This is a genomic window from Streptomyces sp. NPDC017225, from assembly GCF_044331465.1.
Lineage (GTDB): Bacteria > Actinomycetota > Actinomycetes > Streptomycetales > Streptomycetaceae > Streptomyces.
In genome coordinates this window covers 50,009-76,651 of the sequence record NZ_JBIRNE010000020.1, presented here as the reverse complement: position 1 = coordinate 76,651, position 26,643 = coordinate 50,009, and the positions used below count along the sequence as shown (strand labels likewise).

The following is a 26,643-nucleotide window of genomic DNA, read 5'->3' as shown; positions in this document are numbered from 1 at the left end:
CGGTGAACGCAACGATCGTGTCAGGACGCGCAAGGTTGCTCCATTACCGGGGCACCGCCCCCCTCGTAGTGTTCTGCGCTGTACGTGGCGTGGCGGGGACCCCGCTCGGTGGGTTCCCGCTCTTCCATGGGGGTCGCCCGCCGGTCCCCGCCGCTCCAGAAGCCCGCCGGGGCCCCGCCCGCCCACCACCGGCGGCGCGACCGGCAGCGACAAAGGAGTCAACGCGTGCTCGACCCAGGCGCACCCCCGCACCGCGACGCATCGGCCACCCCCTCGTCCCCGGGCCTGGCCGCGAGCCTCATGCGCCGCAAGCCCGTGGAACGGCTGGTCGCGGAGGGCGGCCAGGGCGAGGGCGGCAGCCTCCGCCGCTCCCTCGGCCTGTGGCAGCTCACGATGATCAGCATCGGCGCCACCCTCGGCACCGGCATCTTCGTCGTCCTCGGTGAAGCCGTCCCCAAGGCCGGCCCGGCCGTCACGCTCTCCTTCGTCATCGCCGGCCTCACCGCGCTCTTCTCGGCCCTCTCCTACGCCGAGCTGGCCGGCACCATCCCGGTCGCCGGATCCTCGTACTCGTACGCCTACGCGACGATGGGCGAGCTGGTCGCCTGGGTCTGCGGCTGGTGCCTGGTCCTGGAGTACGGCGTGTCGGTGGCCGCCGTCGCCGTCGGCTGGGGCGAGTACCTCAACGAACTCCTCGACGGCACCATCGGTGTCACCCTCCCGGCCGCCCTGTCGGCCCCGCCCGGCGACGGCGGCGTCTTCAACCTCCCCGCGCTGATCGTGGTGCTCCTCGCCATGACGTTCCTGCTGGGCGGCGCCCGCGAGTCAGCCCGGGCCAACACGGTCATGGTCGTCGTCAAGATCGCCGCACTGGTGCTGTTCTGCGCGATCGGCGTGCAGGGCTTCCGCTCCGGCAACTACGAGAACTTCATGCCGCTCGGCATGGCAGGGGTCAGCGCGGCCGGCGCGACGCTCTTCTTCTCGTACATCGGCTTCGACGCCGCCTCCACCGCCGGCGAGGAGGCGAAGAACGCCCAGCGAGACCTGCCCCGCGCGATCATGCTCTCCCTCGTCATCGTCACGGTGCTGTACGTCCTCGTCGCGGCCGTCGCCGTCGGCGCCAGGCCCTGGCGGACCTTCACCGACTCCGAGGCCTCGCTCGCCCAGATCATGACCGACGTCACCGGCCAGGACTTCTGGGGCACCCTGCTGGCGTTCTGCGCCGTCGTCGCCATCGCCAGCGTCGTCCTGACCGTGCTCTACGGCCAGACCCGCGTCCTGTTCGCCATGTCCCGCGACGGGCTCGTGCCCAAGGTGTTCTCCCGGGTCCATCCGAAGACCGGCGCGCCCCGTGCCAACACGCTGATCGTGTCCCTGTTCTGCGGCGTCCTCGCCGCCGCCGTCCCGCTCGGCCAGCTGGCCGACGCCACCAGCATCGGCACCCTCTTCGCCTTCGCCCTGGTCAACGTGGCCGTCGTGGTGCTGCGCCGGACCCGTCCGGACATGCGCCGAACCTTCCGGGTGCCGCTGTCGCCGGTCCTGCCGGCCCTGGGCCTCGCCTTCTGCCTCTGGATGATGGGCAGCCTGTCCACCGTCACCTGGGCGGTCTTCGGTGTCTGGATGGCGGTCGGGCTCGTGTTCTACTTCGTGTACGGCCGTCGCCGCTCCCGGCTCGCCGCGCCGGACACCCCGGAAGCCCAGAAGCTCCCGTAGCCACAGAAGCGCCAGAAGTCCCAGAAACCGCAGAAGCTCCAGAAGCGAAGTGAACCACCCGCAGTGCTGAACGATCTCGACGAACGCATCGTGCACGCCCTCGCCGAGGACGCCCGCCGCTCCTACGCGGACATCGGGCAGTCGGTCGGTCTGTCCGCGCCCGCCGTGAAACGGCGCGTGGACCGGCTGCGCGCCACCGGAGCCATCACCGGATTCACCGTACGGGTCGACCCGGCCGCGCTCGGCTGGGAGACCGAGGGGTTCGTCGAGATCTTCTGCCGCCGCAACACCTCGCCGGAGACCATCCAGCGAGGCCTGGAGCGCTACCAGGAGGTCGTGGCCGCGTCCACCGTCACCGGGGACGCGGACGCGGTCGCCCAGGTCTTCGCCTCCGACATGCGGCACTTCGAACGGGTCCTGGAGCGCATCGCCGGGGAGCCGTTCGTCGAGCGGACCAAGTCCGTGCTGGTGCTCTCGCCGCTGCTGCGCCGCTTCTCGTCGGGTTCGCCCACGTAATCCCATGGGCAGGACGGCACCCGACGTCTAGCATCGGTGTCATGACCTGGCGACATTGATCCACCAGCCGTGCCACCTCCCGAGGGCCGCCTCGGACGCCGTACCTCCGGTGTCCGTAACGCCCCCTCGGGAAGGCCTCATGACTCCCACACCCACGTGTGTGCCCGCAGCCGGCTACCGGCGGCTGACGACGACCCTGTACGGCTACTCGTTCCTCGACGAGTTCATCCTGCTCTACCCGGTGTACGCGCTGCTCTTCAGCGGCACCGGCCTGTCCGTCTGGCAGCTGTCCTCCCTGTTCGCCGTCTGGTCGGTCACCGGCGTGCTGCTGGAGATCCCCTCCGGCGCCTGGGCCGACGCCGTCTCCCGGCGGCGCCTGCTGTGGCTCGGCCCGCTGCTGACCGCCGCCGGCTTCGCCCTGTGGGTGCTGATGCCGTCCTACGGCGCCTTCGCGCTGGGCTTCGTGCTGTGGGGAGCCGGGGGAGCGCTCGGATCCGGCGCGCTGGAGGCCCTGGTCCACGACGAACTGGACCGGATCGGCGCCGCCCACCGGTACGCCCGTGTCATGGGCCGGGCCCGCTCGGCCGGGCTGGTGGCCGTGATGGCCGCGATGGGCCTGGCCGGACCCGTGTTCGCCTGGGGCGGCTACGCCGCGGTGGGCGCGGCGAGCATCCTGGTGTGCCTGCTGACGGCGGTCGTCGCGACCCGGTTTCCCGAGCACCGTACGCCGGTGACCGGCGGCGACGGCTGGTCCACGACCCTGCGGGCCGGTCTCGCCGAGGCGCGCGCCGACCGGTCCGTACGCGGCGCGCTGCTCCTGGTCCCGGCCGTGACGGCCGTGTGGGGCGCCCTCGACGAGTACACGCCGCTCCTGGTGCTCGGCACCGGGGTGGCGCAGTCGACCGTGCCCTGGCTGCTCCTGCTGATCTGGGGCGGCGCGACGGCCGGCGGCCTGCTGGCCGGGGCCGGTGAACGCCTGGGCGGGGCCGGTCTCGCCGGTCTGCTCGCGGGCGCCGCCCTCGCACTGGCCGTGGGCGCCGCCGCCGGCACGCCGGCCGGGCTGCTGCTGGTCGCCGTCGCCTTCGGCGGCTTCCAGCTGGCGAGCGTGCTGGCCGACGCCCGGCTCCAGCGGCGCATCGACGCGACGGGCCGGGCGACCCTGACGTCGGTGGCCGGACTCGGCACGGAGCTGGCCACGGTCGCGGTGCTGGGCGGGTACGCCGTGATCGGGACGTCGGCAGGGCACGCCACCGCGTTCGCGTGGTCCGCGGTGCCGTACCTGCTGACGGCGGTGGTACTGGTCGCCGCCCGGACGGGCGCTACAGCTTCGGCCGCCAAGGGACGACCTCGAAGTCGCCGGTCCCCTTCTTGACCTTCTCGAAGGGGGCCGATGCCACGCACCGGGGCAGGTCCCCGCCGTCCGCGGGGCTGCCCGTCGCGGCCCAGCTGTAGCCGAGCCGGTCGTGGCGGCCCCGGTCGTGGACCGTGATGCCGACCCGCCTGCCCTCGGCGCCGGGCAGGTCGGAGTCGGTGATGACGCCGGAGACGACGGCCACGTCACCGCCGGTCAGCAGGCAGTCGACGTCGGCCTTCGCCCGGGCGCCCTCGCCGTTCAGGTAGTGGCTGAACTCGAACGTCCCCGTGGCCTTGAGCGGGTCGTCGTTGTGCTCGGCCGCCAGGTGGGCGTCGAAGGTGAAGGTGATGTCGTCCCCGGCCGACCGGTACAGCTCGGCGCTGCCGGTGAGCGCGGCGGCCTCCCTCGGGGGCCGTTCCTCGTGCGGCCCGGAGGCGACGGCGGCGCCGGTGGTGACGGCGGTGAGCAACAGGGCGACGCAGAGGGCGGCGGTCGTCGTACGGCGTTGCATGGCGGTCCTTCCCGCAGGCGGAATCCAGTGAACCGAACCGAACCGAACCAAGCCGAACCGAACCTGACCCGACCGGGCCGGACGGGCCGGGCCGGGACTGGGCTGGACTGGACTGGACGGATCCGAACGGTCACCACTGTTCCAACGCCGCGCTCCCGCCACATCGCACCCCGGGCGGGAGCGCCCTCCGCCGTGCGGCGGGGGAGGGCGAGCGCGGTCTGCGCCCCGGGAAGGAGCCGGGTGTACGACCCGTGGGCACCGGCGCGCAACGAATCGCCGGGAGGTGGCCGGCGAACGCAACGATCCGCTCACGGGCGCGCAACGGCTCCTTCTTGTCCGGCCGAGTCCGCCGACCGTACCGTCTATCTGGCCCCCGACCCCCCTCCCACCGGTGAGGAACACGCATGCGCACCGCCCTGCTCCAGAGCTCCGGCCGGCCCGGCTCCACCGTCGAGAACCTCGAGGTCCTCGACGAGGCCGCGGGCCGCGCCGCCGCCGCGGGCGCCGGGCTGCTCGTCACCTCCGAGCTGTTCCTGACCGGGTACGCGATCGGCGACGACATCGGCCGCCTCGCCGAGGCCGCCGACGGCGACGCGGCCGACGCGGTCGCGAAGACCGCCACGCGCCACGGCCTCGCCGTCGCCTACGGCTACCCCGAGCGGTCCGGCGAGAGCGTCTTCAACTCCGTGCAGCTGATCTCCGCCGACGGTGCCCGCCTGGCCAACTACCGCAAGACCCACCTCTTCGGCTGCTTCGAGCACGACCACTTCGTCCCCGGCGAGCGGCCGGTCGTGCAGGCCGAGCTGAACGGTCTCACCGTCGGCCTGATGATCTGCTACGACGTCGAGTTCCCGGAGAACGTGCGCGCCCACGCCCTGGCCGGCACCGACCTGCTGCTCGTGCCGACCGCGCAGATGCACCCGTTCCAGTTCGTCGCCGAGTCCGTCGTGCCCGTGCGGGCCTTCGAGAACCAGATGTACGTGGCGTACGTCAACCGCGTCGGCCGGGAGGGCGAGTTCGAGTTCGTCGGGCTGTCCGCCCTCGCCGGGCCCGACGGGACGTCCCGTGCTCGCGCCGGACGCGGTGAGGAACTGGTCCTCGCCGACGCCGACCCGGCCTTCCTCGCCGCCTCCCGCGAGGCCAACCCGTATCTGAGGGACCGCCGCCCCGGCCTCTACGGGACCCTCGCCTGACCCCCACCGCCACCTCCCCCGTTCCACCCGTGCAAGGAGTCCGTACCCCATGACGTCCACCGTGCCCAACGCGATCGAGCACGCAGACGAGCAGCAGCCGCCGATCACCATGTTCGGGCCGGACTTCCCGTACGCGTACGACGACTTCCTCGCCCACCCGGCGGGCCTCGGCCAGATACCGGCGACCGAGCACGGCACCGAGGTCGCGGTCATCGGCGGCGGCCTGTCCGGCATCGTGGCCGCCTACGAGCTGATGAAGATGGGCCTCAAGCCCGTCGTCTACGAGGCCGACCGGATCGGCGGCCGGCTGCGGACCGTCGGCTTCGACGGCTGCGACGAGTCGCTGACCGCCGAGATGGGCGCGATGCGCTTCCCGCCGTCCTCCACCGCCCTCCAGCACTACATCGACCTGGTGGGGCTCAGGACGCGCCCCTTCCCCAACCCCCTCGCCGAGGCGACGCCCTCCACCGTCGTCGACCTCAAGGGCGAGTCGCACTACGCCGAGACGCTCGGCGACCTGCCCCAGGTCTACCGCGACGTCGCCGACGCCTGGGCGAAGTGCCTCGAGGAGGGCGCCGACTTCTCCGACATGAACCGCGCCCTGCGCGAGCGCGACGTCCCGCGCATCCGCGAGATCTGGGCGAAGCTGGTCGAGAAGTTCGACAACCAGACCTTCTACGGCTTCCTCTGCGACTCGGAGGCCTTCAGGTCCTTCCGCCACCGCGAGATCTTCGGCCAGGTCGGCTTCGGCACCGGCGGCTGGGACACCGACTTCCCCAACTCCATCCTGGAGATCCTCCGCGTCGTCTACACGGAGGCCGACGACCACCACCGCGGCATCGTCGGCGGCTCCCAGCAACTGCCGACGAGGCTCTGGGAGCGCGAGCCGGAGAAGACCGTCCACTGGCCGTACCGCACCTCGCTGAAGTCCCTGCACACGGACGGCGAGCCGCGCCCAGCGGTGACCCGGCTCACCCGCACCGCCGGCAACCGCATCACCGTGACCGACGCCGACGGCGACATCCGCACGTACCGGGCGGCGGTCTTCACCGCCCAGTCCTGGATGCTGCTCTCCAAGATCGCGTGCGACGACTCGCTCTTCCCGATCGACCACTGGACCGCGATCGAGCGGACCCACTACATGGAGAGCTCCAAGCTCTTCGTACCGGTGGACCGCCCCTTCTGGCTGGACAAGGACGAGGAGACCGGCCGGGACGTCATGTCGATGACGCTCACCGACCGCATGACCCGCGGCACCTACCTCCTGGACGACGGACCCGACAGGCCCGCCGTCATCTGCCTCTCCTACACCTGGTGCGACGACAGCCTGAAGTGGCTGCCGCTGTCCGCGCACGAGCGGATGGAGGTCATGCTGAAGTCGCTCGGCGAGATCTACCCGAAGGTCGACATCCGCAAGCACGTCATCGGCAACCCGGTGACGGTCTCCTGGGAGAACGAGCCGTACTTCATGGGAGCGTTCAAGGCCAACCTCCCCGGTCACTACCGCTACCAGCGGCGCCTGTTCACCCATTTCGTGCAGGAGGAGCTGCCCGAGGACAAGCGGGGCATCTTCCTCGCCGGCGACGACATCTCCTGGACGGCCGGCTGGGCCGAGGGCGCCGTCCAGACCGCGCTGAACGCGGTCTGGGGCGTCATGCACCACTTCGGCGGCAGGACCGACCCGGCCAACCCCGGCCCGGGCGACGTCTACGACGAGATCGCGCCGGTCGCGCTTCCCGAGGACTGACCTGCCGGCCGGGGCCGATCCGGACGACACCCCTGGCCAGACCCCGGCCGCGCGAGCCTTCTCGTACACCTCGGCGGCCAGATCCTTCAGCTCCCCGGCGTCCCGCGCGGAGCCCTGGAGGTCGATGAGGACCTCGTCGAGGCCGATCTCGGCGTGCGCGGCGAGATCCTCGACGAACCGGTCGACGCCGCCGTGGAAGGAGCGGCGGCCGGCGCCCTCGTGGCCCGACGCACGGTACCGGGCGTTGACCCGCAGCACCGTGCGGATCGGCTCCGTGCGGCCCCGCTCGGCGGCCAGGGCCCGAAGCCGCCGCCACTGTCCGGCCACGGTCTCGGCGCCGACGCCGTTCGGCAGCCGGCCGTCGGCGTGGTCGACCAGCCGGCGCCGGGCCCTCCCGCTGCCCGCCGCCAGCATGATCGGGATCGGCCGGGCGGGCTTGGGGCCGACCACGGCGGACGCGATGCTCGTGACGCACCCTCGTACACCACCGGGTCCGGGCCCCAGACCGCGCGGCACACCTCGATCAGCTCGTCCAGGGCCCGGCCGCGCTCGGCGAACGGACGCCGCCGCGTACTCGTCGTGGGGCCGGGCCCGTGCCGAAACCGGCGACGACCCGGCCGCCGCTCGCCGCGTCGAGCGAGGCAAGCGCCCTGGCCGGCTGGAACGGGACGCGCAGCGGGGCGACCAGGACGCTGCTGCCCAGCTCCGCCCGTTCGGTGGCCGCGGCGGCGAGGGTCAGGGCGACCAGCGGCTCCGCCACGTTCCGGTACTCGTCCGGCCAGGGCACGCCCCCGATGCCGTACAGCCCCTGGGTGGCGGGCTCGGGGAACAGGGCCCGCTCGAAGACCCGCAGGCTCTCGTAGCCCGTCCGTTCCGCCGTGCGGGCCACGTCGGGGACGTCCTTGCCGAGGTCGTACTGCCGCATCTGGGGGAGGCCGAGTCCGAGCCGGGTCGTCACGCCTGGGTGCTCCTTCGCGGTCGGGGTGCGATGCTGCCCAGGGATTCGACGTACAGCGATCTCACGGCGGTTCCGGAAGCGCGCACCGCGCACCGGGTACGGATCAGTCCGGCAGCGGGGTGAGCAGCATGCGCCCCGCGAAGCCCACCGCGGCGTCCAGCCGCTCGGTGAACTCCCCGGCGACATCGGGCAGCCGGCGCAGCGCCCACAGCGCGCGGGCCGCCGTCCAGGTGGCGTCGCGGGCGCGCTCCAGACTCCAGGAGCCGATCAGATGGGTCAGCGGATCGGCGACCTGGAGGACGTCCGGACCCGGCGTCAGCTCGTCGCGGACGCGCTCCTCCAGCGACACGAGGAGATCGCCCACCCGGTCGAACTCGTCCTCCAGCTCGACGGGTTCGCAGCCGAGCGTACGACAGGTGTCCACCACGGCCAGCGCGAGATCGTGGCCGATGTGCGCGTTGATGCCCGCCAGCGCGAACTGCAACGGCCGTACGCCGGGATGGCGGCGGAACTGGAACAGGGGCCGCCAGCACGCGGGCGGACGGTGCCCCTGCTCGAGCGCCTCGACGGCCGTCAGGTAGCGCTCCGCGAACCGCACGTCCAGCGCGATCGCGGCCCGCGCGTCCGTGAAACGACCGCTGTCGATGTGCCGGTCGACCGCCTCGGTGACGGCCAGGTAGACGCGGTTGAAGACCGCCACCCCGTCCCGGGCGGGCAGCGTCGCATCGAGGGCACGCATCCGGGAGAGGACGGTGTCCACCGTTTGGACGTCCGCCGTGACTTGTTCGCAGTACGCCATGGCGGCAGCGTGGCACCTTTAGGCTGGCGGGAGTGCCGGCGGGGCCGACGCTTCCCCAGAACGGGGGAACGCGCCCGTCGTGCGGGGGAGGGGGAACCCTACGTGTCAGGCCTTCGTGCCCGGCGCCTGGCCGCTCGCAGGGCCGAGCGCAGGCGTGCCGCCCGCCGCAGCGCGATGGTCGCGGCGGCGTCCGTCGTGGTCGCGGTGGGCACCGCGACCGGCATGCTGTCCGCGCTCGGCGACGACGGCGGCGGTGTGGACGAGGCCCGTCCCGAGGTGACGCGGTCGCCGCTGTCGCGGTCCCTGCCCGTGGTGCCGTCCCCGTCCGTGTCGGCGACGCCTTCGGTCCCGGCCTCGCCCTCCGCCTCGGCGAAGAGGACGAGCCCCGGCCCGTCGCCGAAGCCGAAGAAGAAGTCAGGGACGTCCGAGAAGCCCGACGCGAGGGAGTCGGGGACCTCCCCGGCCTCCACCCGGCTCTACCGGCACCCCGATTCGCAGGTCCTCGACTGGGTCCGGGCCCACCCCGACGACCCGCGCCAGGACGCCATCCGCTCCCGGATAGCCGACCACCCGGCCGCCGTGTGGTTCGCCGACTACACCCCCGGGACCATCACCTCCCGGGTCCGCGCCGTCACGTCGGGCGGTGCCGAGGCGGGCCGGGTGCCCGTGGTGGTGCCGTACGCGATACCCGACCGGGACTGCGGCGGACACTCCCAGGGCGGGGCGCCCGGCCTCGACGCCTACGACGACTGGATCGACCGCTTCGCCGCCGGGCTCGGCTCCGGTGACGTCATCGTCGTCCTGGAGCCCGACTCGGTCGCCCAGGCGGAGTGCATGTCCGCCGGTGAGCGCGCCGACCGCTTCGCCTCCCTGGCCCGGGCCGGCCGGGTCATGAAGGACGCCAACCCGAACGCCCGGGTCTACTTCGACGCGGGGCACTCCGGCTGGCACGCGCCCGCCAAGCAGGCGGGCTGGCTGAGGCAGGCGGGCGCCGCCTCGGCCGACTCCTCCGACGGCATTTTCAGCAACGTGTCCAACTTCCACACCACCGCCGACGAGGTCGCCTACGACCGCGCGGTCCTCGACGCCCTCGGCGGCCCCGCCGGCCTGGGCGCCGTCATCGACACCAGCCGCAACGGCAACGGCGCCCCGGCCGACGGCGAGTGGTGCGACCCGGCCGGCCGCGAGCTCGGCCGCGCGCCGACCCTGAGCACCGGCATGGGGCGCGTCGACGCCTACCTGTGGGTCAAGCTGCCCGGGGAGTCGGACGGCTGCAAGGGGAAGCCGGGCATGTTCACGCCGTCCTACGCCTACGACTTGGCCCGCTGAGAACCGTCACCGCCGCCCTTCGCCTTCTCGTCGTACGACGACGTGCCCTCGTCCAGCAGCGGCGCCTGCGTCTTGAGGTGGGCCGGGGCGAAGGCCCGCAGCGCGTGGTAGCCGGTGATGACGACCACGGTGCCGAGCGCGATGCCGCTGAGCGAGAAGGTGTCGGTGAACTCCATGCTGACGTTGCCGACGCCGATGATGATGCCCGCGGCGGCCGGCACCAGGTTCAGCGGATTGCGCAGGTCCACCTTGGCGTTGATCCAGATCTGCGCGCCGAGCAGGCCGATCATGCCGTAGAGGATGACCGTGATGCCGCCCAGCACCCCGCCGGGGATCGCGGCCACGACCGCGCCGAACTTCGGGCAGAGGCCGAAGAGCAGGGCGAAGCCCGCGGCGGCCCAGTAGGCGGCCGTCGAGTAGACCCGGGTCGCGGCCATTACGCCGATGTTCTCCGAGTAGGTGGTGTTGGGCGGGCCGCCGACCGCGGTGGACAGCATCGAGCCGACACCGTCCGCGGAGATCGCCGTGCCGAGCTTGTCGTCGAGGTTGTCGCCGGTCATCTCGCCGACCGCCTTGACGTGCCCGGCGTTCTCCGCGACCAGCGCGATGACGACCGGCAGGGCGACCAGGATCGCCGACCACTCGAAGCTCGGCCCGTGGAAGGACGGCAGGCCGATCCAGTCGGCCTGGCCCACGGCGGAGAAGTCCAGCCGCCAGTGGTCGGTGAGCTTGCCGCTGCCGTCCACCGAGTGGATCTTCCCGAAGATCCGGTCGAGGACCCAGGAGAGTACGTAACCGAAGACCAGCCCCAGGAAGATCGCGATCCGGGACCAGAAACCGCGCAGGCAGACCACGGCCAGACCGGTGAACAGCATCACCAGCAGCGCCGTCCACTGGTCCTGCGGCCAGTAGGTGGAGGCGGTGACGGGAGCCAGGTTGAAGCCGATCAGCATCACCACCGCGCCGGTGACGATCGGCGGCATCGCGGCGTGGATGATCCGTGCCCCGAACCGCTGCACCGCGAGCCCCACCAGGAACAGCGCGGCGCCGACGACCAGGACCGCTCCGGTCACCGTGGCGCTGGTGCCGCCCTGGGCCCGGATCACCGCGGCGACACCGACGAAGGACAGCGAGCAGCCGAGGTAGCTGGGCACCCGGCCGCGGGTGGCGAGCAGGAAGATGACGGTCGCCACGCCCGACATCATGATCGCGAGGTTGGGGTCCAGGCCCATCAGGACCGGAGCCACGAAGGACGCCCCGAACATGGCCACCACGTGCTGGGCGCCGAGCCCGGCCGTGCGGGGCCACGAGAGCCGTTCGTCGGGGCGGACCACCGCTCCGGGGGCGGGTACCTTTCCGTCCCCGTGCAGCTTCCAGCGCACGCCGAGGTCCATGGTGAGGTTTCGCTTTCTCTGTACGTGAGGACTGTCCGGACCATTGTCAGGGGTGCGGGGTGGTCCCGTGACCCGCGCCCCCGGCTGACCAGCACCTTCCCGGCCCTCGCCGCCGCGGCCCCTGGTTCTCTCCTCCGGCCGGCTCGTCCCCGTCACCGTCCGCTTCGACGACCTGGACGCGCTCGGCCTGCCGCACGACGCCCGCTGCCCGGTGACGGCCGAACGGGCCCGGGCCGAGCTGTGGACCGAGCACGGCTTCCGGCTCGAGGGCGACTGGGCGCCGGCCGGCGACACCTGCGGCGCGGTCGAGGAACCGACGATCACCTACGAGGCGCCCGTCACCCGGCCGGGCGCGTACGCCCGCGGCACCCGCGCGCTGGTCCGGCTGGACGCCGGGACGCCGCTCCCGGCCCCGTGGAGCGACACCTTCAGGACTGCCGGTCGGGCACCGCTGCGTCCGACGGACCGGTCTTCGGGCGCTCCCGGTCCCCGGCGCGCAGCACCTTCGCGAACACCACCAGGCAGAAGGCCAGCGCGGTCACCAGACCGAACGACACCACCAGGCTGGTCACCTGGGCCAGACCGCCGATCGCGCTCGGGGCGACCAGACCGGAGGTGTACGTGATGGTGGCGACGCCCGCGATGGCCAGGCTGGGGTTGGAGCCCGCGCGGCCGGCCGCGGCGAAGCACAGCGGGATGACGACGGCGATGCCGAGACCCATCAGCGCGAAGCCGGTCATCGCCACCGCCGGATGGCCCCCGGCGACGATGAGCAGACCGCCCAGGGTGGCCAGCACACCGCTCACCCGGACCGTGCGCACCGCGCCGAACCGGTCCACCACCTTGTCCCCGGCGAACCGGGCCAGCGCCATGGTCAGCGTGAAGCCCGTCGTGCACGCCGCCGCCAGGCCGGGCGAGGCCTCCAGCCGGTCCCGCAGGTAGACCGCAGACCAGTCCAGGCTCGCGCCCTCGGCGAACACCGCGCAGAACCCGACCGCGCCGATCAGCAACGCCGACCTGGGCGGCAGCGCGAACCTCGGAGGCGGGTCCTCGTCCTCGGCGGGCTGGAGGTCCAGCACCCGGGCGCAGGCGACCAGGCCCACCAGGGTCAGCACCGCGGCGGCCAGGGCGTGGTGCAGCCGGGCGTCCGCCTCCAGGTGGGCGGCGAGCGTGCCGGCCGCCGAGCCGATCAGGGCGCCCGCGCTCCACATGCCGTGCAGGCCCGACATGATCGATTTGTCGAGCCGGTTCTCGATCTCGACACCGAGCGCGTTCATCGCCACGTCCGACATGCCCGCCGTGGCGCCGTAGACGAACAGGGCGAGGCACAGGGTGAGCAGGCTCGGCGCGAGGGACGGCAGGACGAGCGCCAGCGTCCACAGGGCGAGCAGACCGCGCAGCGCGGTGCGGGCACCGAAACGGTGGCTGACGCGGCCGGCCAGCGGCATGGCGACCGACGCGCCGAGCGCCGGGAAGGCGAGCGCCAGGCCCAACTGGCCCGCGCTCACCCCGGCATGGTCCTGGATCCACGGCACCCGCGTCGCGAACGAGCCGGTGACGGCCCCGTGCACGGCGAAAACGGCCGCCACGGCATACCGGGCGCTCCTCACCTCGCGTTGCTCGTAGACCACTGTGCTCATTCTCGGGCCCTCCGTCGGGTCTTCCGTACTGCCTGCTTTCACTGCGTCGCGTAAACTATCAGGGTCCCTTCCTGATAGATAGGTGATATGATCGGCGCGCACCCCCGCGCCGCCGATCTGGAAGGATCCCGGCATGCCCGCATCCCCGAGCACCGCCCGGGCCATCAACGACCGGCTCGCACTGGACCTGCTCCAGCGGGAGGGCCCGTTGACGGCAGGGCGGTTGAAGCAGCTGACCGGCCTGTCCCGGCCCTCCGTCGCCGACCTGGTCGAACGCCTCACCGTCTCCGGCCTGATCGAGGTGGCGGGGGAGTCGGGCGAGCAGCGCCGCGGGCCGAACGCCAAGCTGTACGGCATCGTCGCCGGGCGCGCCCACCTCGCCGCCCTCGACGTGCGCACCGAGAGCGTCGCCGTACTGGTCTCCGACCTGCTCGGCCGGGTGCTGGCCGAGGCGTCCGTGCCGATCGGCGACAGCACCGGGACGGGCCCCGCGGTGGAACAGGCGGTGAACCTGGTCGAGCGCGCGGCGAAGGAGGCGGGCGCCGAGCGGCTGCACACCGTCGGCATCGGCGTGCCCGGCCTGATCGACCCGGCCGGCGGTGAACTGCGCGACTCCGGCGGCCTGCCCGAGTGGCACCGCCGGCTGATGGCGGCCTTGCGGGAGAGGTACCCCGAGGCGCGGCTCGGGGTCGAGAACGAGACCAACCTCGCCGCCCTGGCCGAGCAGCGCGACGGGGCAGCCCGGGACCGGGACACGTTCGTCCTGCTTTGGCTCGGCCTCGGTATCGGCGCCGCGGTCGTCCTCGACGGCATCCTGCGGCGGGGTGTCTCCGGCGGCGCGGGCGAGATCGGCTTCCTGCCGGTACCGGGCACCTCGGGCCTGCCGTCGGCCACCGACTGCGACGGCGGGTTCCACTCCGTGGCCGGGGCGGCGGCGGTGGCCGCCCTCGCGGCACGGCACGGCGTGACGGCGGTGCCCGAGGGGCCCGAGCCGCATGCCGCCGCGCTGGTACGGGAGGCGGTGCGCCGGTCGTCGACGGACCGGGGAGGCCAACCGGATCAGGCCGCGGAGCGGTTCCTCGACGCGTTCGCCGACCGGGTCGCCGTCGGCGCCGCGGCCGTCGTCTCCGTGCTGGACCCCGGCTGCCTGGTGCTGGCCGGCGAGATCGGCCGGGCCGGCGCCGGCACACTCGCCGCCCGCGTCCAGCACCGCCTCACCCGGATGTCACCGCTCGCCACCGAGGTGCGGCCCAGCACGCTGGGCGGCGGTGCCGTACTGCGCGGGGCCCTGCTCACCGCCCGCGACCGCGCCCAGGACGTGCTGTTCGCCCCGCCGGAGCGGTAGCCCGCCGCGCGCCGGACGCGGCCTCCTCGGCAGCGGGCGGTCGCGTCGCGGGGCGGTACAGGCGGGTGCGGCGGCGCCGCGCGGCGCCGGTGGCCGACCGGCCCTCCCGACGTCCCCCTCTCAGGGCACCGGCCGCCGCGCCGTGTGGCCCGGCTCCCGGAAGGCGTCCCCGTCCGCCGCCATCCACAGCAGCACCGCCGGTAGCAGCACCGCCGCTCCCAGCAGCACCATGAACCCCGCGCCGCTCGCCGCCGACAGCGGCTCCAGATGCCGGGCGTGGAAGAGCAGATGGACGACGGAGGACACCAGGTAGGCCACCAGCGCCGTGACCACCAGCCGCCGTTCCATCGCGGCCACCGCCGCGCACAGCACCACGGCGAGAGCCAGGCTCGCCCCGCCGAAGTCCCGCAGCAGATGCTCGTTGTAAGGCGGCAGATGCGACACCCAGGGCCACTTCCAGAACAGCTCGGGCAGCAGCAGGACCCACAGCCCCAGCGCCACCTGCGCCCCGGCGAGCAGCGCCAGACCCGTCCGCAGCCACGCCCGTCTGCTCATCAGCTCCGCCCCCGCATCCCGCCGTCGAATCGCACCGCCGGACACTCCCTCGACCGTCCTCCCGCCGACCGCCCGCCGGGCACGAGGGGTCCGCCCGCGCGGAACCCCGGGTGAGCCTTCCCCGGGAGCGGCACCTTCACCGGTGGGCCGGGCCGGACGGACGGGGCCGGTGGCGCTCGGACTCCCCGGCGTTCGCGGCCGGCACGCGCCTCACCCTGCCAGAGGTCCGGCAAGGGATGTGGGAGACCCGGCGGCGGGCAAGGGCTTCGTCACCGCCGCCGGGCCGGTCTTGCCGGGGTTCAGCAGGCGCCCAGGTCCTGCCAGACACCCCACTCACCGGTGGTGCCGGGCTCCTCGCCCTTCGTCCACCACTTGGACTTATACGAGTGCCCCTCATGGGACACCGTGCTGCCACTGCCGTACTCCGTGGCCGCCGTCCAGGCCGGGGCCGCGCACTGCCCGGCGCCGTCCGTCGGGCTGGGGCTCGGGCCCGGCGACTGCGTGCCCGTGGGCGTGGGGGTCGGTGCCGGCGTCTGATCCCCGGGGTCCGCCTCGGTCGTGCCCCTGGCCAGGTCACCCGTCAGGGCGTACGTCTTCCCGCCGAAGGAGACCGTCCAGTTCGACGGCGTCGACACCGGCAGGTAGTAGACGAAGTCCACCGTCGTGGACGCGCCCGGCGCCAGCGACTGCCAGGCCGGCAGCTTCAGCGAGACGCGGTGGTAGTCGCCCTTCAGGCCGCCCGCGTTGCCGCCCGTGTGGTCGCTGCGGATCACCGACGTGCCCCAGCCGGACTGGTCCTTGGCGTTGCCGGGCGCGGAGGTGGCGTAGTCGAACCGGAACTCCGTACCGCCGGGCAGCGCCGTCCCGGTGTTGTTGGTGATCTTCAGCTTGGGGCTGATCGGGTAGTTGGAGTCGCCGAGCGGGAACTCCCCGAACTCCACGTCGACGTCGAGCGCCTCGGCCGGCATGTCGATCGTGGCGCGCTGGGCACCGTAGGGGGAGGCGTTCTTGAACGTGTCGTACATCGTGTCGGTCAGCGTCGAGCCGGGCACGTACTGCCCCTTGCCCGCGTCCCAGGCGTAGTCGCCCGCGAGCTCCCACACCATCGTGCCGCCGATGCCCCGGTCGACGACGTAGTCCGCCTTGGCCCGGACCGACTGCTCGTCCTCGGTCGACAGGAAGACCTTCTTCTCGGCGTTCCACAGCCAGGGCGCGACCAGCGTGGAGTCGTACTTGCGGGCGTACGTCCCGGTCAGCTTCGTGTCGGCCGGGAAACCGTAGTCGGTGACGTAGTCGCCGACGACGCCCTTCTCCAGGTTCTTCGCGTGCCACATCGGGTTGGAGCCCGCGGGCGACTCCTCGCCGCTCGTGTCCAGGTCGTGCCAGAGGTTGTCGATGCCGACCGCGCCGTCGCCGCACTTGGTCAGGCCGGAGCCGGCCGGGCAGTCCGTGGAGGGTGCCCTGCCCCAGAGCCCGTCGGTGCCGCCGGTGACGTTCTTGAAGCCCCGCGTGTAGTACGGCAGCCCGATGTTGATGCGCCCGGCCGGCATCGAGCCGCGGAAGTAGTGGTAGGCCCAGTCGGTGTTGAGGTAGCCGATACCGCCGTACTGGGAGGTGGAGTACACGCCCCCGGCGGCGAGCTCGGGGTCCTTGCCGTCGTCGAAGAGGGAGGCGTTCGGGCCGACGTACTCGTTCCAGGCGCCGTGCAGGTCGTACGACATGATGTTGACGTAGTCCAGGTACTTCTGGACCTGGAAGGTCTCCATGCCGCGCAGCAGGTATCCGGAGGACGGCGCGGCGACGGAGAGGAGGTAGTGCCTGCCGTCCGCGGCGCCCGCGCGGTCGAGCTTCTCGCGCAGCGTCTTCATCAGAGCCGCGTAGCCCTTGACCAGCCCGGCCCGGCGGCCGTTCGCGAAGGACCAGTCGAGCGGGTTGCCCGCGTCCTTCATCGTCGTCGGGTACTCGTAGTCGATGTCCACGCCGTTGAAGCCGTACTTCCGGACGAAGTCGACCGCGGAGTCGGCGAAGGTCTCGATGCCCGCCCGGTTGACCGAGCCGTCGGCGTTGGTGGCCATCGAGTAGAAGCCGCCCGAGTCCACGCGCGTGCCGTCGCCGGCGAAGTAGCCGCCCGTCTCCGCCCAGCCGCCCACCGAGATCATCGTCTTGACGTCCGGGTGCTGCTTCTTGAACTTGTTCAGCTGGTTGAAGTGGCCCTTGTAGGGGAGATCCGGGTCCATCCCGGAGCCCTCGACCCCCGGCCACGTCATGCCGGTCGCCGGGTTCTTCTCGCTGTCCGGGCCGACGGAGAGCTTGTTTCCGCCGTCGACGTGGGCGAAGGCGTAGTTGATGTGGGTGATCTTGTCCCACGGGATGTCGGAGGCGAGATAGGCGGGCTTGCCGTCCTTGCCGGTGCGCCAGCTCGTGAAGTAGCCGATCACGCGGCGCGGGTGGTCCGCGCCCATCTTCTCCCGGCCCGCCGAGTCGTAGACCGAGCAGTAGGGGACGTCGACGCCGGGGGTCCGGTAGAGCCCGTCGGGGCGACAGCTCTCCTGGTCGGCGGCTTGCGAGGCGGTCGCCGGAAGGCCGGCGAACAGCAGGCCGGCGACGGCGGCGACAGCCGCGAACAGGGCCGGCCCCGCTCTGCGGCGGGATCTGGAGCGTGACGGGGAAGGCACAGTCGGTTCCTCTCCACGGAAGTTGCGCAGACCCTAGAGAGGACTAGACCAGTGAGTCAATAGGTATGGACCAATCTCAAGATGAGGCGGGAGGTCTCCAGTTGGGGGCGGTCGTGGCACGGCGGGGTCTCCCGCGGCAGCGTTCTGTGAGCCACTCCACACACTCCGTCCGCATGGACTGCGATCAGGCGTGGCACACTGGCCCTGTACCAGAAGCAGCGCACTCCGGGGTCGGTGAAAGTCCGAACCGGCGGTTACAGTCCGCGACCCGGTCGCTTCCAGCGGCCGGTTGACCAGGTGAAATTCCTGGACCGACGGTTAAAGTCCGGATGGGAGGCAGTGCGCGGCGGGCGAGCACACGTGCGCGCCGCCGACCTCTGGGCTCGCCCGTCGCCGGGCGGGTCCCGTGCGGCGTCGTTCCCGGTGTTCTCGCTCGCGACATCTGTCGTTCCCGACAGCCCCGGAGTCCGTGCCCGAAGAGGCAGGAGGACCCGGGAAGTGTTCACCGGAATCGTCGAAGAGCTGGGCGAGATCACCGCCGTCGAGACCCTCGACGACGCCTGCCGCTTCCGCCTGCGCGGCCCCGTGGTCACCCAAGGCGCACGGCACGGCGACTCGATCGCCGTCAACGGCGTCTGCCTGACGGTCGTCGACCACGAGGGCGACGAGTTCACCGCGGACGTGATGGCGGAGACCCTCAACCGCTCCGGCCTGGGCGTCCTCACCACCGGCTCCCGCGTCAACCTGGAGCGGCCCACCGCCGTCGGCGCCCGCCTCGGCGGGCACATCGTGCAGGGCCACGTCGACGGCACCGGCGAGATCCTGGGGCGCGAGCCCTCCGAGCACTGGGAACTCGTGAGGATCTCCCTGCCCGCGGACCTCGCCCGCTACGTCGTGGAGAAGGGCTCCATCACCGTCGACGGCATCAGCCTCACCGTCGTCGACGCCGGCCCCGACTTCTTCACCGTCAGCCTGATCCCCACCACCCTCGCCCTGACCACGCTCGGCCTGAAGCAGCCCGGCGACCCGGTCAACCTCGAGGTGGACGTCATCGCCAAGTACGTCGAGCGCCTGCTCGGCGCCCGGGCCGTCCAGGGAGACAGCAAGTGAACTGGCTCAACTCCGAGGCGTTCACGCTCTTCGACCAGCACATCATGTGGTCGGACATGATCGGCAACGTGATCGGTCTGCTCGGCCTCGCGCTCGGCTGGCGGCGCTCCATCTGGACCTGGCCCGTGCAGTTCGTCTCCGGGCTCATCCTCTTCACGGCCTTCGCCACCGCACACCTCTCCGGCAGCGCGGGCAAGCAGATCGTGGTCATGGTCGTCGCCGCCTGGGGCTTCTGGCAGTGGAACCGCGGCCGGCAGCAGACCCAGGACGGCTCCATCGCCGTCCGGTTCGCCACCTGGCGCGAGCGCGCCGCCCTGCTCGCCGCGGCCGCCGTCGGCACCCTCGCGGTGGGCGGCCTGTTCACCGCCTTCCCGACCCTGTCCTGGGACCCCTGGCCGGACGCGTACATCTTCGTCGGCACCGTCGTCGCCATGTACGCCCAGGCACGCGGCATGGTCGAGTTCTGGTTCGCCTGGCTGCTGGTCGACCTGGTCGGCGTCCCGCTGAACTTCGCCAACGGCTTCGCCTTCTCCGGCTTCGTCTACGTCATCTACGGCGCGCTCGTCCTGTGGGGCCTGCGCGACTGGTGGCTGCGCTCCCGCACCGCGGCGCGGCCCGTCCCGGAAGGAGCGCCCGCATGAGCACGGCACCCATCCTCTACAGCACGGACGGCTACGAGGACCTCACCCTCGACCCCGTCGCACAGGCTGTCGCCGACATCGCCGCCGGCCGCCCGGTCGTGGTCGTCGACGACGAGAACCGCGAGAACGAGGGCGACCTCGTCATCGCCGCCGAGAAGGCGACCGAGGAGATCGTCGCCTTCATGATGAGCGAGTGCCGCGGCCTGATCTGCGCCCCCATGGAGGGCGAGGAACTGGACCGGCTCCGCCTGCCGCAGATGGTCGACGACAACACCGAGTCGATGAAGACCGCCTTCACCGTCTCCGTGGACGCCACCGCCGCGCACGGCGTGAGCACCGGCATCTCCGCCTCGGACCGCGCCACCACCCTCCAGCTCCTGGCGAGCGGCACCGCCGAGCCGGCCGACCTGGTCCGCCCCGGGCACATCTTCCCGCTGCGCGCCCGTTCCGGCGGCGTGCTCGTCCGAGGCGGCCACACCGAGGCCGCCGTCGACCTCGCCCGCCTCGCGGGCCTGCGCCCGGCCGGCGCGATCGTCGAGATCGCCGGCGAGGACGGGCGCATGTTGCGGTTGCCCGAGCTGATCCCGTTCGCCCGCAAGCACGGGCTGACGATCATCTCCATCGAGGACCTCGTCTCCTACCGCCGCAGCGAGGAGCCCACCGTCCGCCGCGAGGCCGAGGTCCGGCTGCCCACCCGGCACGGCGAGTTCACGGCGTACGGCTACCGCTCCACCGTCGACGGCGTCGAGCACGTCGCCCTCGTGCACGGCGACATCGGCGACGGGAAGGACGTCCTGGTCCGCATCCACTCCGAGTGCCTCACCGGCGACGTCTTCGGCTCCCAGCGCTGCGACTGCGGCCCCCAGCTGGACGCCTCCCTGGACCGCATCCAGGCCGAGGGCAGGGGAGTGGCCGTCTACCTGCGCGGTCACGAGGGACGCGGCATCGGCCTGATGTCCAAGCTGCGCGCCTACGAACTCCAGGAGCGCGGCCGGGACACCCTCGACGCCAACCTGGAACTCGGCCTGCCCGCCGACGCCCGCGACTACGGCGCCGGCGCCCAGATCCTCACCGACCTCGGCGTGCGCGCCGTGCGCCTGATGACCAACAACCCGGACAAGAGCGACGCCCTCGAACGGCACGGCATCGAGGTCACCGGCCGCGAGCCGATGCCCGTCCAGGCCGGCGAGCACAACCTCCGCTACCTGCGCACCAAGCGGGACCGGATGGGACACGACCTGCCCTGGCTGGACACGACGCCCGTGTCCACCTGCGGCAACCAGTAAGCAAGGGACACGAGGAGAGACGTGAGCGGCAAGGGTGCACCGGAGCTGTCCGTACGCAACGTGGGCGACCTGCGGGTCGCCGTCGTCGCGGCACAGTGGCACGACAAGGTGATGGACGGACTGGTGGACGGCGCCCTGCGCGCCCTGCGCGAGCTGGGCATCGACGAGCCGACCCTGCTCAGGGTCCCCGGCAGCTTCGAACTCCCGGTGGTGGCCAAGGTCCTCGCGGGCCGCGGCTACGACGCGATCGTCGCCCTCGGCGTCGTCATCCGCGGCGGCACTCCCCACTTCGACTACGTGTGCCAGGGCGTGACCCAGGGGCTCACCCAGGTCTCGGTCGACACCGGTGTCCCCATCGGCTTCGGCGTGCTCACCTGCGACACCGAGGAGCAGGCCCTGGACCGGGCCGGCATCGAGGGCTCCCGCGAGGACAAGGGCCACGAGGCGGTGACCGCGGCCGTCGCCACGGCGGCCACGCTCCGCTCAGTATCCGAACCGTGGCGTTAGGCCGGTCGGCACTACGCGTAAAGTGGGCGCCACCATGTCCAATAAGACTTTCGAGGAGCTCTTCACCGAGCTCCAGCACAAGGCCGCGAACGGCGACCCCGCCACCTCCCGCACCGCCGAGCTGGTGGACAAGGGGGTCCATGCCATCGGCAAGAAGGTCGTCGAGGAGGCCGCCGAGGTCTGGATGGCCGCCGAGTACGAGGGCAAGGAGGCGGCGGCCGAGGAGATCTCCCAGCTGCTGTACCACGTCCAGGTGATGATGGTCGCCCGCGGGATCTCCCTGGACGACGTCTACGCCCACCTGTAAAGCCGAACCCCCTTTTCTCCACCCCTTCACACAAAGGAAGCCGACCTCATGCTGCGCATCGCCGTCCCCAACAAGGGTTCCCTCTCAGGCCCCGCGGGGGACATGCTGCATGAGGCCGGCTACCAGCAGCGCCGCGAGTCCAAGGAACTGCGCGTCGTCGACCCGACGAACGAGGTGGAGTTCTTCTACCTCCGCCCCCGGGACATCGCGATCTACGTCTCCTCCGGCAAGCTCGACATCGGCATCACCGGCCGCGACCTGCTGATCGACTCCGGTGCCGACGCCGAGGAGATCCTCCCGCTCGGCTTCGCCCGTTCCACCTTCCGCTTCGCCGGCAAGCCGGGCACCGCGAACGGCATCGAGGACCTGGGGGGCCGGACCGTCGCGACCTCCTACGAGGGCATCGTCGCGGCGCACCTGGCCGACCGGGGCGTCGACGCCTCCGTAGTCCACCTCGACGGCGCCGTCGAGACCGCCATCGAGCTCGGTGTCGCCGAGGTCATCGCGGACGTCGTCGAGACCGGAACCTCCCTGCGCAACGCGGGCCTGGAGGTCTTCGGCGAGCCCATCATGAAGTCCGAGGCCATCGTGATCCTCCCCCAGACTTCGTCCGGGGGTGCCCCCAGCTCGGGCGCGGAGCCCGACGACACCACCGAGCCCAAGGTGCAGCAGTTCCTGCGCCGCCTCCAGGGCGTCCTGGTGGCCCGGACGTACGTGATGATGGACTACGACTGCCGGGTGGAGCAGCTGGAGAAGGCCGTCGCGCTCACGCCCGGCCTGGAGTCCCCGACCGTCTCCCCGCTGCACAACGAGGGCTGGGTCGCCGTCCGCGCCATGGTCCCGGCCAAGGAGGCCCAGCGGATCATGGACGACCTGTACGAGATCGGTGCCCGGGCCATCCTGACCACGGCCATCCACGCCTGCCGCCTCTGAACGGCCGTCCGCACCGTCGCCTGCGAGCACCACCCGGAGCCACGTCATGCCCGACACCACGCCAGGTACCACGCCGGACCTGCCCGCCCTGCCCGTCACCTTCCGGCCGGGGCGCACCCGTGTGGTCCTGTCCGTCCTCGCCGTCGGCACGTTCGTGACCATCTCGGCGGTCGGCATGCTGCTGGACGGCCTCGGCACGGGGGAGCGCCTCAGCTTCGCGCTGACGGCGCTCGTCCTCGCCGGGGTCCTGTTCCTGCTGGCCAGGCCCCGGATCACCGCCGACGACGCGGGCGTCACCGTCGTCAACCTCACCACCAAGCGGCGCCTCGCCTGGGCCGAGATCCTGCGGGTCAACCTCCGGCAGGGCGACCCCTGGGCCTTCCTGGACCTCAGCGACGGCACCAGCCTGCCCGCGCTCGGCATCCAGCCGGGCATCGCCCGGCAGCGCGCCATCCAGGACGCGCGTGCTCTGCGCGCCCTCGCCGAGGCCCGGTCCGGCGCCGCCCCCGAGGCGCCCCGCGGCTGACGCGCGGGCAGCGCCCCTGCCGCGGGCACCCTTCTCGTGATTGATCTGGGAACGAGGACGCGGCCGTCGCGTCCTCGCCCCTGTCGCTCCACCCGGTGCGCGGGGGTTCCCGCTGTCCGAGGAGTGACTCCCTCCGGCGATGGACGGTGCGTCCCGCGGTACCTGCGCCGCCCCCCCCGCTGTGACTCCCCACAGGCGGCGGCAACATGACCACCCCCTGCTGCTCCTCGCGGCCGCGTTCCCGCTGATCCTCGCCAACGGCTCCTTCGTCGCGGCCGAGTTCGGCCTGGTGACCGTCGAACGACCGGACGCCGAGCAGGCCGCCGCCGACGGTGACCGGCGCGCCCGCCGGGTCGTCGAGTCCCTCAAGGAGCTGTCCTTCCGGCCTCCGCCCGCACCCCCGGCGAACTGGTCTCCCTGGCCCGGCACTCCGCCCGGGCCGGCGCCCTGGAACAGGACACCGCCGGCCCTCTTCGTACGGACCCTGTCCCTGGGCGAACTGACCGCGCAGCACGTCATGACCCCGCGCGTGAAGGTCAGCGCCCCGCACTCCTCGGCCACCGCCCAGGATGTCGTCAACCTGACCCGCGCCACCGGCCTGTCCCGCTTCCCCGTCCACCGGGAGAGGATCGACGAGATCGTCGGGCAGGGTCCACCTGCGTTCCTCCGTGGATACCCGTGCAACCTCAACGACGTCTCCTCCGTACCCCTTGCAGCAGACACTTCGGCACCTGCAGAACGCGTTCACCCACTTCTTCGGCAAGCGGGCCAGGTACCCGCGCTTCAAGTCGCGGAAGAAGTCGCGGAAGTCGGCCGAGTACACCACCAGTGGTTTCCGCTTCCGCGACGGGAGACTGACGCTGGCGAAGATGGCCGGCCCGCTGGACATCGTGCGGTCGCGGCCCCTGCCCGAAGGGGCATCGCCGTCCACCGTGACCGTCTCGCGGGATCCGGCGGACGCTGGTTCGTCTCCCTGCTGTGTGACGACCCGACCGTGAAGCCGCTCCCGGCAACCGATACGGCGGTCGGCGTGGACGTGGGCCTGGAGCACCTGCTGACCCTCTCCACCGGGGAGAAGATCGCCAATCCCCGGCGTGAACGCGCCGACCGTGCCCGCCTGGCGAAGGCCCAGCGTTCCCTTGCCCGCAAGGCGAAGGGCGACGGAGCCGACCGGGCCAAGGCCCGCCGCGGGGCTGGCCGTGTCTGTCTGTGGAGCTGGTGCAAGACCTCAACGGACTCCCGCTCGACGACGCGCTCACGGTGATGCGCCGAGCGGCCACCCACCTGGCCCAGGTGACGGACGCGTCGGGAAGGGTCCTGGGCCTGGTCGCCCTGGAGGACGTACTGGAGCTGCTGGTGGGAGAGGTCGGGGACCCGGCCCGCAGAGAGGTCACGCTGGCGACCTAGGGCCGGCCGGGGCGGCGCCTCACAGTCCCGGAGGGTCCTGCGGCCCCCGCCCCGACAGCACCTCCCCGTACGCCTGCATCAGATCCGGCAACCGCAACGTGGCCAGGTCGTCCCGGGTCAGCACCCCGGGATACACCGACAACCGCAGATCCCGGTACGCGCAGCTCTTCTCGTACAGCGTCCGCAGGAACCGCCCGTTCCCCAGCTCGTCGATCCAGCCCTGGTCCACCACGTGCCCCGCGATCGACCGCAGCTCGTCGAGTGCCTCCTCGTCCCACCCGTCCCCGTTCTCGGCGGCGAGGACCTCGCCGATGGAGGTGAGTTCCAGCGGCCGGTACGAGGGGAAGTCGACCCGGGTGGTGAAGCGGGAGGAGAGCCCCGGGTTGGCGGTCAGAAGCCGGTCCATGCCCTCCGGATAGCCGGCCAGGATCACCACCAGGTGGTCGCGGTTGTCCTCGGCCCGCTTCAACAGCACCTGGAGGGCCTCGTCGCCGTACGCGTCGCCCTTGCCGTAACCGGAGTTGGACAGGGAGTACGCCTCGTCGACGAAGAGGACGCCGCCGAGCGCGGAGTCGATCAGTTCATTGGCCTTCACGGCGGTCTGGCCGAGGTACTCGCCGACCAGGTCGGCCCGCTGAGCCTCCACGAGGTGGTCGCCGCCGAGCAGGCCGAGGGCGTAGAAGACGCGGCCCAGGATGCGGGCCACGGTGGTCTTGCCGGTGCCGGAGGGGCCGGAGAAGACGAAGTGACGCTTGGGCGGCTGGACCGGCAGGCCCTGGCCGGCCCGCAACCGAGCCATGTTCAGCTGCGCGGACAAGGCCTTGACCTGCCGTTTCACCGGATCCAGCCCCACCATGCGCTCCAGCTCGGCGAGTGCCTCCTCCAGTAACGCGGGGTCGGTGGGCCCGGTGGGCAGGGACGGATCCGGTCCGTCGGCCTTCTCCCGCACGGAAGGTCCGGTCAGCGAGGGCAGCGCAGTGGTCAGCGGCGGCTCGGGGGCGGAGAGCTTGAGGCCGCGCTCCTCGGTGCCGAAGAGGGGGTCGAGTCCGTCGACACCGTCCAGGCCGTCCGGTCCCATACCGGCCTGCGCGAGCCCCGCGAGGTCGGCGGCGTCGTCGTAGCCGTCGCTCTCGGCGATCGCCGCCAGCCGGGCCGAGGTGTCCATGAAGGCGGGGTCGACGCGGTGCACGGCCCGGTACAGCGGCAGCGCGGCGGCGCTGCGGCCCGTGCCCTCGTGCGCCCGCGCCAGCCAGTACCGCAGTTCCTTGCGCTGCGGCTGCTCGCTGCGGCACCGCATGAGGGCCGCCGACAGCAGGGGCTCGGCCTGTCCGTACATCTCCAGGCGTACCCGGGCCATGCCACTGAACAGTCCGGCCTCGATGCCCAGCAGGGGATCGCCGAGCAACGGGTCGGTGTGCCGGACGAGCTGTTCCCAGTCCTTGACGAGGTAGGCGCGGCAGGCGTGCAGGAAGCGGACCTGGGGGTCGGCGTCCACCGGCGGCAGGCCGGCCAGCGCCCGGTCCAGCTCCGGGACGTGGCGGCCGTCCAGCCAGTGGGAGGCGTGCGCCAGCAGCAGATCGCGCGGGTGCTCCAGTACGGGCTGCACCCACCAGCCCAGCCAGTACCAGGAGTTGAGCGTACGGCGATGGCGGGCGCGCTGTTCGCCGAAGCGCTCCCGGTGCCGGAACATCCTGAGCAGCGCGTTGGTGGTGTCGACGCGCAGCGCGTGCAGACCCAGCCAGCCGTCGGCCATCGCGGGATCGACGCGTACCGCGGTGCGGAACTCCTCCTCCGCCTGCGGATAGGCTCCCATGGTGTAGGCGTCCACGCCGCGCAGCCAGGCGAGGTCGGCCGGGGCCTGCGGGCCCTGCGTGCCGAAGTCCATGCCGTCCCCCACGTACCGTGCCCCCGTCGGTATGCCGCCGAGCCGTCGCCCGTCGGCCGCCTCGGTCAACGGCTGCGCCGTGGACCGGAGTTGCAAGGTGCGCGCGGCAACCGCCCGTAGGTCGCACCGAGGTGCATCGTACCCGCGGCGGTCTTTCCTCCGAAGGGTGCCGGGACAGGCCGTTGCGCCAGGTGGGAGCGGACGGGGCGCACACGGATCGGTGACCGAGGGTGAGCGGTTCGCGCCATGGAGCAGCCGGAAAACGCGCTCAGGGCAGAACGAAGCCCCCGATCACGGGGGAACAACCGGGGG

General features: G+C 72.2%; 22 protein-coding genes, 4 pseudogenes and 1 riboswitch. Of the genes and pseudogenes, 18 read left to right on the top strand and 8 right to left on the bottom strand.

The window, feature by feature from the left end:
- The first annotated feature begins 225 nt into the window (after positions 1-225).
- The 3 genes from ACH4NX_RS31645 to ACH4NX_RS31635 all read left to right on the top strand — a co-directional run bounded on the left by ACH4NX_RS31645 (position 226) and on the right by ACH4NX_RS31635 (position 3,601).
- A complete protein-coding gene (locus ACH4NX_RS31645; protein ID WP_398128367.1) occupies positions 226-1,713 on the top strand; it encodes an amino acid permease in 1,488 nt (495 codons plus the stop codon).
- A gap of 63 nt (positions 1,714-1,776) precedes the next feature.
- Positions 1,777-2,229, top strand: coding sequence for an Lrp/AsnC family transcriptional regulator (locus ACH4NX_RS31640; RefSeq protein ID WP_003977367.1), 453 nt, complete (start codon positions 1,777-1,779; stop codon positions 2,227-2,229).
- 139 nt (positions 2,230-2,368) lie between these two features.
- Positions 2,369-3,601 (top strand): MFS transporter, encoded by a 1,233-nt coding sequence (locus tag ACH4NX_RS31635; RefSeq protein ID WP_398128366.1) that lies wholly within the window; start codon positions 2,369-2,371, stop codon positions 3,599-3,601.
- Here the strand turns inward: ACH4NX_RS31635 and ACH4NX_RS31630 are convergent.
- Positions 3,549-4,094, bottom strand: a complete 546-nt coding sequence (locus tag ACH4NX_RS31630) for a Repetin (protein ID WP_351394407.1) — start codon at positions 4,092-4,094, stop codon at positions 3,549-3,551. The two genes, ACH4NX_RS31635 and ACH4NX_RS31630, sit on opposite strands and share 53 nt — an antisense overlap.
- 404 nt (positions 4,095-4,498) lie before the next feature.
- Between ACH4NX_RS31630 and ACH4NX_RS31625 the strand changes: the two genes are divergently transcribed.
- Positions 4,499-5,287, top strand: coding sequence for a carbon-nitrogen hydrolase family protein (locus ACH4NX_RS31625; RefSeq protein ID WP_351394410.1), 789 nt, complete (start codon positions 4,499-4,501; stop codon positions 5,285-5,287).
- A gap of 49 nt (positions 5,288-5,336) precedes the next feature.
- Complete coding sequence (locus ACH4NX_RS31620) at positions 5,337-7,034, top strand: NAD(P)/FAD-dependent oxidoreductase (RefSeq protein WP_351394413.1); 1,698 nt, start codon at positions 5,337-5,339, stop codon at positions 7,032-7,034.
- A 39-nt stretch (positions 7,035-7,073) separates the two neighbouring features.
- Here the strand turns inward: ACH4NX_RS31620 and ACH4NX_RS31615 are convergent.
- Both ACH4NX_RS31615 and ACH4NX_RS31610 read right to left on the bottom strand, forming a co-directional pair.
- Positions 7,074-7,992: pseudogene (locus tag ACH4NX_RS31615) on the bottom strand (TIGR03619 family F420-dependent LLM class oxidoreductase); the annotation flags it as partial.
- A gap of 103 nt (positions 7,993-8,095) precedes the next feature.
- Positions 8,096-8,791 carry a DUF5995 family protein gene (locus ACH4NX_RS31610; RefSeq protein WP_351394419.1) on the bottom strand — a complete coding sequence of 232 codons (696 nt, stop codon included), beginning with the start codon at positions 8,789-8,791 and terminating at the stop codon, positions 8,096-8,098.
- A gap of 174 nt (positions 8,792-8,965) precedes the next feature.
- On the opposite strand from ACH4NX_RS31610, the gene ACH4NX_RS31605 reads away from it, so the two are divergent.
- Positions 8,966-10,120 (top strand): glycoside hydrolase family 6 protein, encoded by a 1,155-nt coding sequence (locus ACH4NX_RS31605; RefSeq protein ID WP_398128439.1) that lies wholly within the window; start codon positions 8,966-8,968, stop codon positions 10,118-10,120.
- Here the strand turns inward: ACH4NX_RS31605 and ACH4NX_RS31600 are convergent.
- On the bottom strand, positions 10,102-11,514 hold the full coding sequence (locus ACH4NX_RS31600; protein WP_398128365.1) for a uracil-xanthine permease family protein: 1,413 nt from the start codon (positions 11,512-11,514) through the stop codon (positions 10,102-10,104). The two genes, ACH4NX_RS31605 and ACH4NX_RS31600, sit on opposite strands and share 19 nt — an antisense overlap.
- Positions 11,515-11,635: 121 nt before the next feature.
- Between ACH4NX_RS31600 and ACH4NX_RS31595 the strand changes: the two are divergent.
- A pseudogene (locus ACH4NX_RS31595) lies at positions 11,636-11,974 on the top strand (acyl-CoA thioesterase); the annotation flags it as partial.
- Here ACH4NX_RS31595 and ACH4NX_RS31590 read toward each other — a convergent pair.
- A complete protein-coding gene (locus tag ACH4NX_RS31590) occupies positions 11,943-13,154 on the bottom strand; it encodes an MFS transporter (protein ID WP_351394424.1) in 1,212 nt (403 codons plus the stop codon). The pseudogene ACH4NX_RS31595 and the gene ACH4NX_RS31590 sit on opposite strands and share 32 nt — an antisense overlap.
- A 133-nt stretch (positions 13,155-13,287) precedes the next feature.
- Between ACH4NX_RS31590 and ACH4NX_RS31585 the strand changes: the two genes are divergently transcribed.
- On the top strand, positions 13,288-14,499 hold the full coding sequence (locus tag ACH4NX_RS31585; RefSeq protein ID WP_351394427.1) for an ROK family transcriptional regulator: 1,212 nt from the start codon (positions 13,288-13,290) through the stop codon (positions 14,497-14,499).
- A gap of 120 nt (positions 14,500-14,619) precedes the next feature.
- Here ACH4NX_RS31585 and ACH4NX_RS31580 read toward each other — a convergent pair whose 3' ends face one another.
- Positions 14,620-15,054, bottom strand: coding sequence for a hypothetical protein (locus ACH4NX_RS31580; RefSeq protein WP_351394430.1), 435 nt, complete (start codon positions 15,052-15,054; stop codon positions 14,620-14,622).
- A gap of 299 nt (positions 15,055-15,353) precedes the next feature.
- The gene (locus tag ACH4NX_RS31575) at positions 15,354-17,729 is read right to left on the bottom strand and encodes a chitinase C-terminal domain-containing protein (protein ID WP_398128364.1); all 2,376 of its coding nucleotides are present in this window, start codon (positions 17,727-17,729) and stop codon (positions 15,354-15,356) included.
- A gap of 216 nt (positions 17,730-17,945) precedes the next feature.
- A riboswitch (FMN riboswitch) is annotated at positions 17,946-18,076 on the top strand.
- 151 nt (positions 18,077-18,227) lie between these two features.
- Between ACH4NX_RS31575 and ACH4NX_RS31570 the strand changes: the two genes are divergently transcribed.
- The 10 genes and pseudogenes from ACH4NX_RS31570 to ACH4NX_RS31525 form a co-directional block, all read left to right on the top strand.
- Positions 18,228-18,839 (top strand): riboflavin synthase, encoded by a 612-nt coding sequence (locus tag ACH4NX_RS31570; RefSeq protein ID WP_351394436.1) that lies wholly within the window; start codon positions 18,228-18,230, stop codon positions 18,837-18,839.
- On the top strand, positions 18,836-19,480 hold the full coding sequence (locus tag ACH4NX_RS31565) for a nicotinamide riboside transporter PnuC (protein WP_398128363.1): 645 nt from the start codon (positions 18,836-18,838) through the stop codon (positions 19,478-19,480). Before ACH4NX_RS31570 ends, ACH4NX_RS31565 begins: the two co-directional genes overlap by 4 nt.
- On the top strand, positions 19,477-20,766 hold the full coding sequence (locus ACH4NX_RS31560; protein WP_351394441.1) for a bifunctional 3,4-dihydroxy-2-butanone-4-phosphate synthase/GTP cyclohydrolase II: 1,290 nt from the start codon (positions 19,477-19,479) through the stop codon (positions 20,764-20,766). Before ACH4NX_RS31565 ends, ACH4NX_RS31560 begins: the two co-directional genes overlap by 4 nt.
- A 21-nt stretch (positions 20,767-20,787) precedes the next feature.
- Positions 20,788-21,273 (top strand): 6,7-dimethyl-8-ribityllumazine synthase, encoded by a 486-nt coding sequence (gene ribH, locus ACH4NX_RS31555; protein WP_279565742.1) that lies wholly within the window; start codon positions 20,788-20,790, stop codon positions 21,271-21,273.
- A 34-nt stretch (positions 21,274-21,307) separates the two neighbouring features.
- Positions 21,308-21,580 (top strand): phosphoribosyl-ATP diphosphatase, encoded by a 273-nt coding sequence (locus ACH4NX_RS31550; RefSeq protein WP_122617146.1) that lies wholly within the window; start codon positions 21,308-21,310, stop codon positions 21,578-21,580.
- 48 nt (positions 21,581-21,628) lie between these two features.
- Positions 21,629-22,513, top strand: coding sequence for an ATP phosphoribosyltransferase (gene hisG / locus ACH4NX_RS31545; RefSeq protein ID WP_398128362.1), 885 nt, complete (start codon positions 21,629-21,631; stop codon positions 22,511-22,513).
- Positions 22,514-22,559: 46 nt separating this feature from the next.
- Positions 22,560-23,039 carry a PH domain-containing protein gene (locus tag ACH4NX_RS31540; RefSeq protein WP_351394447.1) on the top strand — a complete coding sequence of 160 codons (480 nt, stop codon included), beginning with the start codon at positions 22,560-22,562 and terminating at the stop codon, positions 23,037-23,039.
- Positions 23,040-23,220: 181 nt separating this feature from the next.
- Positions 23,221-23,922, top strand: a pseudogene (locus ACH4NX_RS31535) (hypothetical protein); the annotation flags it as partial.
- A gap of 111 nt (positions 23,923-24,033) precedes the next feature.
- Positions 24,034-24,303 carry a transposase gene (locus tag ACH4NX_RS31530; protein ID WP_398128438.1) on the top strand — a complete coding sequence of 90 codons (270 nt, stop codon included), beginning with the start codon at positions 24,034-24,036 and terminating at the stop codon, positions 24,301-24,303.
- Positions 24,276-24,446: pseudogene (locus tag ACH4NX_RS31525) on the top strand (CBS domain-containing protein); the annotation flags it as partial. The gene ACH4NX_RS31530 and the pseudogene ACH4NX_RS31525, both read left to right, overlap by 28 nt.
- A 19-nt stretch (positions 24,447-24,465) precedes the next feature.
- Here the strand turns inward: ACH4NX_RS31525 and ACH4NX_RS31520 are convergent.
- Positions 24,466-26,331 carry an AAA family ATPase gene (locus ACH4NX_RS31520; RefSeq protein WP_351394523.1) on the bottom strand — a complete coding sequence of 622 codons (1,866 nt, stop codon included), beginning with the start codon at positions 26,329-26,331 and terminating at the stop codon, positions 24,466-24,468.
- Positions 26,332-26,643: the final 312 nt, after the last annotated feature.